This window comes from Pseudothermotoga lettingae TMO (assembly GCF_000017865.1).
GTDB classification, from domain to species: Bacteria; Thermotogota; Thermotogae; order Thermotogales; family DSM-5069; genus Pseudothermotoga_B; species Pseudothermotoga_B elfii.
The window spans coordinates 79777-91944 of the sequence record NC_009828.1; the positions used below are offsets into that span (position 1 = coordinate 79777).

The 12168-nt window shown below is 38.2% G+C and carries 13 protein-coding genes; 6 read left to right on the forward strand and 7 right to left on the reverse strand.

What is annotated here, in order from left to right; genetic code table 11:
• Position 1 precedes the first annotated feature (1 nt).
• The 6 genes from TLET_RS00395 to fliE are packed head-to-tail and all read left to right on the forward strand — an operon-like array spanning position 2 to position 3563.
• The gene (locus tag TLET_RS00395) at positions 2-940 is read left to right on the forward strand and encodes an ABC transporter ATP-binding protein (protein WP_012002129.1); all 939 of its coding nucleotides are present in this window, start codon (positions 2-4) and stop codon (positions 938-940) included.
• A gap of 5 nt (positions 941-945) precedes the next feature.
• Positions 946-1875, forward strand: a complete 930-nt coding sequence (locus tag TLET_RS00400; protein ID WP_012002130.1) for a DUF1177 domain-containing protein — start codon at positions 946-948, stop codon at positions 1873-1875.
• On the forward strand, positions 1872-2429 hold the full coding sequence (locus TLET_RS00405; RefSeq protein WP_012002131.1) for a cupin domain-containing protein: 558 nt from the start codon (positions 1872-1874) through the stop codon (positions 2427-2429). Before TLET_RS00400 ends, TLET_RS00405 begins: the two co-directional genes overlap by 4 nt.
• Positions 2430-2473: 44 nt before the next feature.
• Positions 2474-2851 (forward strand): flagellar basal body rod protein FlgB, encoded by a 378-nt coding sequence (gene flgB, locus TLET_RS00410; protein WP_012002132.1) that lies wholly within the window; start codon positions 2474-2476, stop codon positions 2849-2851.
• A gap of 1 nt (position 2852) precedes the next feature.
• Entirely contained in the window at positions 2853-3266 is a 414-nt protein-coding gene (gene flgC, locus TLET_RS00415) for a flagellar basal body rod protein FlgC (RefSeq protein ID WP_012002133.1), read from the forward strand.
• Between the two features lie 3 nt (positions 3267-3269).
• Positions 3270-3563, forward strand: a complete 294-nt coding sequence (fliE, locus tag TLET_RS00420) for a flagellar hook-basal body complex protein FliE (RefSeq protein ID WP_012002134.1) — start codon at positions 3270-3272, stop codon at positions 3561-3563.
• Here fliE and TLET_RS00425 read toward each other — a convergent pair.
• Genes TLET_RS00425 through TLET_RS00455 form a run of 7 tightly spaced genes read right to left on the reverse strand, consistent with a single transcriptional unit; the run spans position 3558 to position 12118 of the window.
• Positions 3558-4847 carry a glycosyltransferase family 4 protein gene (locus tag TLET_RS00425; protein ID WP_012002135.1) on the reverse strand — a complete coding sequence of 430 codons (1290 nt, stop codon included), beginning with the start codon at positions 4845-4847 and terminating at the stop codon, positions 3558-3560. The genes fliE and TLET_RS00425 overlap by 6 nt on opposite strands.
• Positions 4844-5671: a MurR/RpiR family transcriptional regulator gene (locus tag TLET_RS00430; protein WP_012002136.1), complete on the reverse strand. Its 828-nt coding sequence runs from the start codon at positions 5669-5671 to the stop codon at positions 4844-4846. Before TLET_RS00430 ends, TLET_RS00425 begins: the two co-directional genes overlap by 4 nt.
• Positions 5668-6852 carry a glycosyltransferase family 2 protein gene (locus TLET_RS00435; RefSeq protein ID WP_012002137.1) on the reverse strand — a complete coding sequence of 395 codons (1185 nt, stop codon included), beginning with the start codon at positions 6850-6852 and terminating at the stop codon, positions 5668-5670. Before TLET_RS00435 ends, TLET_RS00430 begins: the two co-directional genes overlap by 4 nt.
• Complete coding sequence (locus TLET_RS00440) at positions 6849-9389, reverse strand: glycoside hydrolase family 38 N-terminal domain-containing protein (RefSeq protein ID WP_012002138.1); 2541 nt, start codon at positions 9387-9389, stop codon at positions 6849-6851. The genes TLET_RS00435 and TLET_RS00440 overlap by 4 nt, the downstream gene beginning before the upstream one ends.
• Complete coding sequence (locus tag TLET_RS00445; protein WP_012002139.1) at positions 9386-10459, reverse strand: ABC transporter ATP-binding protein; 1074 nt, start codon at positions 10457-10459, stop codon at positions 9386-9388. The genes TLET_RS00440 and TLET_RS00445 overlap by 4 nt, the downstream gene beginning before the upstream one ends.
• Positions 10460-10472: 13 nt before the next feature.
• Complete coding sequence (locus tag TLET_RS00450) at positions 10473-11267, reverse strand: carbohydrate ABC transporter permease (protein ID WP_012002140.1); 795 nt, start codon at positions 11265-11267, stop codon at positions 10473-10475.
• Positions 11264-12118, reverse strand: coding sequence for a carbohydrate ABC transporter permease (locus tag TLET_RS00455; RefSeq protein WP_012002141.1), 855 nt, complete (start codon positions 12116-12118; stop codon positions 11264-11266). The genes TLET_RS00450 and TLET_RS00455 overlap by 4 nt, the downstream gene beginning before the upstream one ends.
• Between the last annotated feature and the right edge of the window lie 50 nt (positions 12119-12168).

Here is a 12168-nt window from a genome sequence, read left to right on the forward strand (position 1 = left end):
TATGCTCAGGGTAGAAAATCTCTCAAAGAATTTTCCCGTGGAATTTGACATATTTGGCAAACCAAAGCGCTTTCTAAAAGCTGTCCAGGATGTCTCTTTTCAGGTAGAAAAGGGTTCTGTTTTCAGCATCGTTGGTGAAAGTGGATCTGGAAAATCCACGATAGCACGTATTTTGAGTGGCATATACAATCCATCCAGTGGAAAAATATATTACGAAGGAAAGATACTCAAAGACGCTAAAAGAATTAAAGACATCCAAATAGTATTTCAAGATCCAGAAACATCGCTCAATCCCAGAAAAACTATCTCGTTTATTGTAGAAGAGGGACTTCTGGTTCACAGATCAGCAAGCAGGTTTGAGCGAAAAAAAATAGTCAGAGACGCTATCAAATCTGTCGGGTTGACGTCAGATATTTTGAAAAAATATCCTCATCAACTCAGTGGTGGTCAAAAACAGAGAGTTGCCATTGCCCGCAGTTTGGTGTTAAAACCCAAATTGCTCATACTCGATGAACCAACATCAGCTCTCGATGTATCCGTTCAAGCACAGATATTGAATCTCTTGATGGAGCTGAAAGAACTTTACAATTTAACGTATATATTGATCACTCATGACCTGAAGATAGTTAATCATCTATCAGATCAGGTAATGGTTCTGTATCTCGGGCAAATCATGGAAATGGGTAGGTGCGATTCGATCATAGAAAATCCCTTCCACCCATACACAAAAAGCTTAATTGAGTCCATTCCAAAACCTGGTGAAAACAATCTTGAAAATTTTTCCCTTTCTGGAGAAATGCCAAGTCCTCTGAATCCGCCGGAGGGGTGCGCTTTTCAAACAAGATGCCCTGTGGCGTTTGAAAAATGTTCCAAAAAACCACCATTAATGAATTTTAGAGGCAGAAAAGTTCGATGCCATCTGTACAATCAGGAGGTGTAGGTAAAATGCTTTCTCAAGTTGAGACAATCACAGAACTTCTGGATAGTCCATATGTAGATGGAAAGAAAGTCTGTGAACTGTTTGAAAATTATCAAGGTGTCAAAGCTGAATATGAAACAATCACAACAAGCAGAGGTAAAACAGACATCGTGAGAATAACTATCGAAGGTCAGCAAAATGATGCTCCAGTCCTTGGAATCATTGGCCAGCTTGGTGGAGTCGGGGCAAGACCAGAAATGATAGGTCTTGTTAGCGATGCAGATGGAGCAATCGCTGCACTGGCAAGCGCGTTAAAGCTTGCACAGATGAAGCAAAAAGGAGAAAATCTTGCAGGAACAGTTTTCGTAGCAACTCATATCTGTCCTCATGCACCCACGATTCAACATAAACCCGTACCATTTATGGATTCACCTGTAGGCGTCAGGCAGGCTTTAAAATTGATGATCAGAAGAAAATTAGATGCTATTCTCTCAATCGATACAACAAAAGGAAACCGTATTGCCAAAAAGAAGGGGTTTGCTATTTCACCAACTGTGCTAAAAGGGTATATACTAAAAGTGTCAGACAATTTGCTTGACATTTATGAACGTGTTACAGGAAAAGAGCCTTTTGTACTACCGATAACATTTCAAGACATCACTCCATATGGAAACGGAGTGTATCATATAAATAGTATAATGCAACCATGTACTGTAGCCATAGATGTTCCTGTTGTTGGAGTCGCTATAACAACGCAGGTACCTGTTGCTGGATGCGCAACAGGGGCATCAAGTGAAGTAGACATAGAACAAGCTGCGCGGTTTTGTGTTGAAGTCGCAAAGTACTTTGGCCGGGGCGAGGTTAGATTTTACGACAAAGATGAATTTAAAAAAATTGAATCTCTTTACGGGAATCTGACTTTTTTAGTTTATGCTGGAGAGGAGTGTGATGAATGAATAGCGAGTTGGACAACATAGGTGAAAAAATCAGATCACTCAGACAATCAAAAAAATTGACAGTCAGAGAACTCGCAAAGTTGTCTGGCGTAACTCCCGGCTTAATAAGTCAGATTGAGCATGGCAAAGTATCACCGTCTTTAAGCACTTTGAAAGCTATTCTTTCGGCTCTTGGAGAAACGATAATTTCTCTCGTAGAACAAGATGTTGGAGATCAGATCATAAAAGGCATTGTTAGAAAGGAAGAAAGAAGAAAGGTTATAGTCTCTCCCGGCTTGACTTACGAGCTTCTTTCATCAAAAAATAACGCTTATTCCATGTTCATTTCTTATCTGGAACCCGGGGCGGATAGTAGGGAATCTTTTTATGCTCATGAAGGCATTGAATCGGGGATAGTTATTCAGGGAGAAGTTGAGATTACTGTTGGTGACAAATCAATTGTTTTGAGGGAAGGTGACAGCATAACCTACCCTTCCACGATACCGCATCGGTGGAAAAATGTTGGAAACGTCACCGCAGTGGGTGTATGGGTAGTTAGCCCGCCAAGTTTTTAGGAAAATTCTATGGTAATGTAGAAAGCTATTCAGGGAGTGAAAAGATGTTCAACGAGAATTTCCAAATAATAAAAACAGCTATGGATGTAGCAATATTAAGACAGAATATCTTTGCCCAGAACATTGCTAATGCAGAAACACCCGGATACAAAAGAAAATATGTTGTCTTTGAAGAACTTCTCAATCAGGCTATGAGCATGAAGATGAAAACCACAGATGAAAATCATATACAAACAGAGAAATCCGCGGTTAAACCTCAGATAAAAGAAGAGGAAAGCTTCTTTTACAGAAACGATGAAAACGGGGTGGACTTAGAAATTGAAATAGCTCAAATGACAGCTAATGGATTAAAATATGAAGTACTCTCGCGCTTGATGAGCAAAAATATTGAATATTACAACACTGTTCTAAGGAGTGCTTGATATGAACGAATTTCTTATCATGAATGTCAGCGCATCTGGTATGACAGCTCAGAGATTAAGAGTTGATATAATATCAAGTAACATAGCCAATTCAGAAACAACAAGGACCGATCGGGGTACACCTTATAGAAGGCGTGTACCTGTTTTCTCAGAATATTTGATAAGCGACGGTAAATCTGCGAGCACGGGCGTGAAAGTTGTAAGAATTGAAGAAGATCCGTCACCATTCAGGCTCGTTTATGATCCTTCACACCCGGATGCAGATGAGAATGGTTATGTAAGTTTGCCTAACGTCAATGTACTCAGAGAAATGGTTGATTTAATAAGTGCACAGAGATCTTACGAAGCAAATATTTCTGCGTTTAATACAACAAAGTCCATGATCAACAGTGCCCTTCAAATAGGGAGGGGTTAATAAATGGTAGACAAAATATCAGGAATAAATCAAGATTTGAATTCATTGAACCAGACCTCAGAGAAAAAGAAAAGCGAAAATGATTTTGCAGAGATTTTTAAGAGCGCCATCAATAAAGTGAATCAAATTCAAAAAAATGCCGAACAGATGTCTGCAGATTTTGCGCTTGGAAAAATCAGCAATATACATGAAGTGATAATTGAGGCAGAGAAAGCAAGCATTGCCCTCAAATTAACAACAGAAGTAAGAAACAGAATAGTTGAAGCTTACAGGGAAATAATGAGAATGCAGTTATAAATTTTTCATCAGCTCATCAAGTCTTTTTTCCAAGCTTTCTAAGGACAGATATTTTTTCCCTACGTCGAAGTTTTGTTTTACTTTTTTTTCGAGCTCCTCTGTTCTGCCGATTAGTCTTGCAAGCTTTTTGGCTGCTTTTTGCAAAATATTTTTGTCTATTTCATAAAACCCGGTTTTTTCGTTCCACACAACTGCATCAGATAAAGATATGAAATCAAATCCAAGAGGCTTTATATCAGTTTTGTAAACAGGATATTCAAAAACAATCAATGGCTTTCTCGCAAAAACAGCTTCAATGAGTTGATTTCCCCAACCTTCCAGAACAGAAGTATAGGTTATTGCATCAGATATCGCGTATATGTCCCAGAAAGAGTAGAATTTCTCTTCTCTGTTTGACCTGTTCTGCCTCAACAAAGGATAAGCAAAATGAGTTTTAACTTTCATATTAGCAGCTTTTTTTTGAAGCTTCTGAAAATAGCCAAGCGATTCTTTTTCGGGAAATCCACCAACGACGAAATGAACTTCTTTTTTAACAAATTTTTGAAGATATTCCGCAAAATCCATCGCAATTTCTATAGCTTTCCTCTCAACAATACGCGTTGCATGCAACAAAACAAAATCCTTATCAGATATGCCAAGTTTGTCTCTCAAATCTCTGTTGTAGTCATCTATCACCCACTGTGGTTGATCGAAATCAAAAACATTTGGTATTACAAAAGAATTTACACCTTTGCGTGAAATAAGTTCATTTCTTGCTATATTGTTTATGGTAACATGCATCATATTGCTATTTTTGGGTGGGAAATAGTCATCTAAAATCTTCTCTACAAAACCCATTTGGGAATTAGAATATCTCTCGCGCTCCCAGTAAAAATCATGGTGATGCCCTATAACCTTCACCTTATTTTCCCGCACATACTGATCAATCGCCACTGCTGCAGCCAAATTGAAACCGAGAGAAAAGATATTGTTGACTATGAAAATATCCGCTGGAGGTGCTTTGGCTTCCAGCTCCGATCTGATCTGTTGAACATATTTCTGAAAGATTCTGATGAAAAATTTCTCGTCAACTGATAATTTTTCAAATGCGTTTCTATGAATCCACAGATTCACCTGATTTCTCATTGATATAGTTGAAATCTGGACTCCACCAGCTTCGTACAGATCTCCTGAAATATAGAAAACATCATGCCCCATTTTCTCAAGAACACGTTTCCATTTCGCCATTTCCAAGGAAACACCATCTGTCTCACCAGCTCTGAAATGAACGAGGGCGATTTTCATTGCTCACCACCGCTATACATTTTCGGTTTGAGCACTTCCGAAAGATCGTTGAGATGACTTTCTTTTTCTCCATATATTTTCTTCAGAACCATCTTGAATAGAATCTCCAGAACCGCCATTTCTCCAAGGTTTCCTCTGAGAAATTCATACTTTTCAAATCTCGCAACTGGACTATAAAGGGCAATATCCACAACACTCGACAGAGGAGAGTTTATTCCGGCAGTTACAGCCACTGTTCTGGCACCAACATCTCTCGCAACCTGAGTTGATTTCACGGTATCTCTTATGTTTCCACTATGACTGACTGAGATCACAAGATCTTTCTTGCAGAGGCCTGTTGCCACGATAACCTGTACATGGGGATCGTTGTAGCAAAATGAGGAAAAACCAAGTAAAGATAGCAACAAACTACCATACTCAGCAACCACAGATGAAAGTCCTACACCAAAAAATATTGTTTTTTGAGATTGTACGATCCAGTCAGCTGCCTTTTGCAAATCATCCTTTTTGAGAGTCGTCTTCATTCTTTCTGCAAGAGATTTGATCTCCTCCACATATTCATCAAGTGTTTCCATGTTTGTCAGAGGAACAGATTTCACACCACTTGTCTGTCTAATCAATTCTATTTTAAATGCCTGATAGCCTTTGAATTTCATCTTCTTAATTACTCTGTATATAGTGGTTTCACTAACATCAACGACCCTTGCAAACTCAGTTATAGAATAATGGATCACATCATCAGGTCTTTCAAGTATATACATCGCTACTTTTTTCTCTGAATCGCTCAATCTGTCGAATATTCCAAGAAGGTAATCAAATATCACCCAAACCACCTCTTTGAAAACGACGGTTTAAGCTGCAAAAATACACTCAATTGTTTCTCGATAACCTCCTCTGCAACGCAGTCGTCAACCCCCCCGGTCTCTTCAACAAAGCTGGCTATTCGGGCAAAATAAAACGGAAGTAAATCAACTATCGCCTGCTCATCAGCAGTTTTTTTATAATGAAGAGCAACCTGATAAACAATTTCAACCCAATCATCAACTTTTATCTGCCCTGAGTTAACAACGGAATCAACTATTTTCCACGGCAAATAGGATATATGTTCCAGCCTGTTTTTCAAAAAGTTTCGCGCTTTTTCTTTCAAACCGGGAAGATCTATCACGATTTTCTCCACAATCTGGTTGGGCTGCTCCCCGTACACATAACACTTTTCAACTTTGTTGACATTTTTCCATTTATCTTCATAAGCCAGCATCAAATCAAAGAGAGTCTGTACAACTTGAACAAACATATTTTGAAGATGCTTACCAGGATCTTTAACATCGTGAACTTTTGCTCCAAGAGCCGCTTGTAAAGGCTTTTTGTTTGATTCATTTATGGCAATTGTTGTCATCCAGATATCTATACCAAATCTTGCCACGTTTGTCTGCCAGGTATCGACTGGTTTTGAAAGGTAAGTTTCTATTAATCTGCGTCCGACACCGAAATCTCCACCTATGGGCTGGCGAATTTTTAATCCGTACAGAACAGAGGTCAGCGGATAACAGATATTGTTCGTTATGGTTCCGTCATATTTATGTCTCAGATAAAACGGCGCCACGTAATCTGTCTTCCCATGAATAATTGGTGATGCGAGCCTTTCTATCCACCACGGCTGAACACTTCGCAAATCTGAATCAAGCATTATAAAGACTTCTGCTCTCACCTTGTGTGCAGCTTCTAAGAGAGCTCTAACAGCGCTACCTTTTCCAGCTATACCCCTGTATTTGAAAGACATTTTTTCCACTCCAAACGTATCACTATTCATGAATGCATCGATAGTGCCATCAGTAGAACCTCCATCAGAATTAACTATCAAAGCCTTCAAATTGAGATCCAGACAACCTTTTGCAGCTACACTTGCCACATTTGCTATTGTCTCAGCATTATTGTAACTCGGTATACCTACCAGTACATCATATTTCTTTAAATCATGAACCTCATTGACATACTCCACAATCATTCCTCCTCCATAAGTTCAACTATGTAGTCAGAAATTCTTTTCTTCGATCTTACTTCATTTAACTTCCAGACTAATTTCTCTGGAAGCCTCCCTTTAAGGAGAGGCAGAGATAATTTCAATTCCAGCATGGTTCTGTACAGAGTAAAAAACCTGTGCAGTAAAAAGCGATATTCTTTTGTGTTTTTTTCTATGTTTTTCAATTTGGTTTTCACATTTTTTATCTCTTCATTGATCTTGTTTATTTTATCTTTAATCGCTTTCTGCATATTTGCAGACGAGGTCTTTTTACCAGCCCTGGAAGGAAAAGAAGGAAAATCGACAAATCTGACTAATACTGAATTTTTCTCCCCAGCAGTTTTTCTCGGATTCAAAGGAACTGTTGAAATCTTTCCAGGAAGAATATGTTCAACAATCTCATCAAAAGGGTTATAAACAAAAACTTTACTTTCTTTTACACAAACCCACGGTAATTTACTCAAAAAAAGGATTTTATTATTTCTACAACAGCTGTTATTCTTCAACTCTATCTTTAAAGGCTGGTCATCAAACAAATTGAACCATTTCATAAACTCCGTTGATTTAACATTTACATTCACATCACATACAGCAAGCTCAAATCGTGTTGTTCTATCACATTTTGCACCTGGAGCATATATGAGGGGTCCGGCATCACCAATCCTTCCTTTTACATTCTTTTTTGCAATCCACTCCACAGAACGGATCAAAGTTACGGACAGTTTTGAATCATCAATTCTGTAACTTCTTAATCCCTTAGCCATAAGCGCAACAGTTCTGCCGGGAAATGAAAGTGATACAAAACCCTGAAAGGGGTATTCATCAACCTTTCCAACTTCTCTGGCAGCAATCAACACATGCTTCAATCTTTCAAGAAGCTCTTCATCAATAAATTCATATGTTTCCTTTTCACGCCGGACTATTTCAAATGGCATTTTGGCAAACACTTCTGAACCGCTATTTTTCATCTTTATCGAAAAATTGAGCACATAATTTTTTCCTTTTGAAGTGGTTACTATACTCCATTTGATTAAGGGTGTTTTGTCAAAAACTATCTTTTCTTCTGTTTCTATTACGGCATTTCTTGATCTTAGCTTCCTTTTCATTTTGATGATCTTGTGGTTCAATCCAGCACTTTCAATTTCTATAGATTTAACAGAGCATGAAAAATCAAGAGGGCTGGTAAAACTCGAATAACTATCTCCTGCTTCCTTAAGCAGCTCCAGATATCCCACACTAAAGTCATTTACCTTCATAATACCGTTATTTTTCAATTCTGCCCTGTAAAAATCGTTTTTCCATACAAGCGTATTATCATTTCTGTAGCGGTCAACTTTTTCTATTCTGTAAAAACCTACTCCTTTGCTTTTCAGAAAAAAGCATCTTCTGCCATCACAGTACCAGTTATTATATTCATGCGGAGAAAAGCACAACGCATAAGAGCCACTCTTGAAATTCGATGCACCTAAATAATTGCCTATCTTACTCAAAAGAAACTTTTTAAGATCTCTATAGAGTTCTCTATAGGTTTTTTCCATGTTCTCATGGACTTTGTCTATCGCAACCCCACAGATATTGTCATGTATGAGTGTTTTCAAATATCTTCTCCACAAATCTTCTACAGATTCGCCGCCGAAAATTGAGAGAAAGTCACAGTACCTGAGCATTTTCTCAATATAATAAGCTTCTACTTTCAGATAACTCCTACTCGACAATGTCCCGGGAAAGACACAGGCATATTTACCACTTAACATTTCACCTCTCACAACAGGTATGTTCAATGATTCATCAATATGGCTCAAAAAGATTTCTGGAGAAGATCTCACAGTCTCACCATTCCGGCTCAGTAATTCAAACGGATCTTCGGGAGACAAATCAAGATCATACCCATCAAGTAGAGGTATCTGTTTCGTTAAAGAAAATGGTTCAAGCTTTTTTATTTCATGGATCAATCTCTTTTTTGCAATATCTTTCGTCAAAGAAAGTCCGTACAGATTTCTATAACCTCCTATGAGGAAAACACACAAAACTCTCGAGCCATCAATAGATTCATGAACAAATTCTATCGTTGGATTCTCAATGCCAACGCCTCTCCACAAAAAAACCGCTGCTATTCCATACATTCTGAGCAATTGAGAAAGTTGAGAAATAAAGCCAAAATTGTCGACCATCCAGGCAATTTTCGGTAAATCTCCAAATTTCTCCATATCTTTCAAACCAATCTCAAAATTTTTTATAATAGCTGCTTCTGAAGCTATTCGAAAATCTATCTGCGAATACACCGGACCAATTATCAAATTTCCTGATTTAATCGCTGCAACTAATTTTTTTTCAAACTCAGGAAAATTCTCCAGCAAATCCTCGATTATGAGTGTCTGACCATCAAGAACAAAAGTATATTCAGGGGTTTTCTCGATGAGAATAAAGAGCCTTTCAAAAAGTTCCCTCAACCATGAATTCGTGATATTCGAGGTGGCAAACCATTCCCTATCCCAGTGTGTGTGGCAGATAATGTGATTCAAAATTCAATTCTCTCCTCTGTAACAGGATTAAAAATGTGAATAAAAGGAAGGTCAAGATGAACCTGTACCAATTGTGATTCTTTAAAAGACACATCCCCGGGAACCTTGACTACTATTTTTTTGTCATCAGCTACAGACAGATGTATCACTGTCTCGGACATCAGCTTTTCTACAAAATAAACACTTGCTTCAAATCCAATAGAATCTTGCCTTTTTTCAACAGAGATATGTTCTGGCCTTATACCAACAATTACTGATTCAATTCCTGGATCTTTTTTCAGAGGTATTTGAAGGCCAAATCCTTCTGCAAAAAACTTATCTTTGTGAGAAATAACTTTCATGGGTAAAAAATTCATCTGAGGGGAACCAACAAAACCAGCTACAAAAAGTGTCCTGGGTGCTTTGTATATTTCCTCAGGTGAACCGTACTGTATGATCTTACCAGCATTCATGACAGCTATCTTATCCCCCATTGTCATGGCTTCTGTCTGGTCGTGTGTAACATAAATAGTTGTAACTTTGACCTGTTCATGAAGTTTTCTGAGTTCACTTCTCATTTTTATTCTCAAAAGAGCATCAAGGTTTGATAAAGGTTCGTCCATCAAAAGTACCCTTGGTTTATGCACAATAGCCCTCGCAACAGCTACTCTCTGCCTCTGTCCACCTGATAGTTGAGAAGGATACCTATCGAGGAGTTCAGAAATATGCAACAAATCAGACGCCCAGCGTACTCTTTCTTCTATTTCCTTTTTGGGAACTTTTTTCAATTTCAAAGGATATGCAATATTTTCTTTTACTTTCATGTGAGGCCAGACAGCATAGCTTTGAAATACCATAGCTACATTTCTGTCTTTCGGTGCAAGATTCGTAATGTTTTTACCATCAAAGAGAATTTCCCCCTCTGTGAGTTTCTCCAAACCGGATATGCATCTCATTAAAGTCGTTTTTCCACACCCGGAAGGTCCAAGTAAGACGACGAAAGATCCCTCTTCTATGGAAATATCTATCCCATCAAGCGCTTTCACATTACCAAAATATTTCTTCACATTTTGTACAACCACTCTTGCCACTTTTATCACCTCGTCATTTCAGAGAAATTCCCCACATAGATATAAGATATTTTCTTATGATAAATATAAAAACCATAGCAGGCACAGCCATAATTGTCCCGGCCGCAAATTTGAAATAATCTGGAGACGCCATCGCCGTGTTCAATATATGAGCAGGTAGAGTTCTATCAGTTATAGCCAGTACAGATGCTGCGAAAACCTCATTCCAAGACATTATAAAAGCAAAAATAGCAGAAGCTGCCAGGCCCGGCAAAGCAAGCGGAATTGTTATTTTCAAAAAGGCTCCGAATCTTGAAAGACCGAATATCATGCCAGCTTCTTCATATTCAACAAACACACCGGAAAATATACTCGATGTTATCAAAACGACGAAAGGAAGTATCATGGCTGCATGAGCAAGTGCGACACCTATCATTGTATCTGCCAGATTGAATCTCAGATATATTGTCACAAGAGAAACTGCAATAACAACAAGTGGTATAGATCTTGTAAAGAGCATCGTAAGTTTTATGAAGTTTTTTCCAGGAAAAATATATCGGGTAACCGCGTAACCAGCAGGGATACCAAGGGCAAAAGAAACAGCTATAGATATCAACGCAACTTGAACACTTGTTAGCAACGCCCTCCATCCTCCGAGGTTCACCAGTAATTTGTATATATGTTCAAATGTCAGTTTCTCAGGAAAAATCCTATCCATTTGATAGAACTCAGACGCCGGTGTCAGTGAAGCAAGAAAAACAAAAAAGATTGGCCCAATAAACCACAGGCATATTGCCGCAAAGGCGAGCACGTAAAAGAATTTTCTCATGATCTGACACCTTCTTCTAAATGTTTTGAGCGAATGGTGCCTATGTAGAACCATCCTATTACAAAGGTCAGTACAGCTATGATCAGAGCATAAGTGCTTGCGATATTTCTGTTATTCATAAACACATACCAATAATAAGTTTCTCCTGCAAGTACTGTGATATCTCTTCCCGCCAGAAGCCAGACAACTCCAAATATTTGAAAAGCGAAAAGCGTTCTCACAAGAAGAGCTGAAACAATCGATGGTTTAAGCAATGGTAAAGTAATCTTGATGAATTTTTTCCACGCCGAAAAGCCAAAGATATCTGCTGCTTCAAGATATTCAGTATTTATAGATTGAAGTCCCGCCAGCAAAATTACAAAGACGAGGGGTGTGGCTCTCCAAACTTCCGTCAAAATTACAACAAGAAACTCCCTCGATTTGAAAAGATACCCGAAGAAATACAAAGGCCTATCTATCCAGTTAAGCTTCAAAAGAATTTTATTCAAATAACCATTTGGGGCGAATATAGAATAACTTATCAATGCAGCGGTAACATCACTGAGAGCTAATGGAGTGGCTATTATATACAAAAGCGATTGATAACCTTTCCACTTCTTATTTACCAGCAAAGCCAGCATTATTGCAAAAACAAACTGTACAGGAATAATAATTAACCCGAGAATAATAGTGTTCAAAAAAGCATTTTGAAAATCTTTTGAAGAAAAAACATACCTGAAATTCTCAAGCCAGCCTTTCTCATTAGTAAAAGCTAATTGAAATGTACCAAATATAGGATAACCAATGAAAACTGCAAGATACGCCAGAGCAGGTAAGATAAGTAACATAGGGGTTATACCTTCTCTTCTCACACTCTCAACTCCCAATCCAAAAGCAGGTGGCGAAAGCCACCTGCAAATCA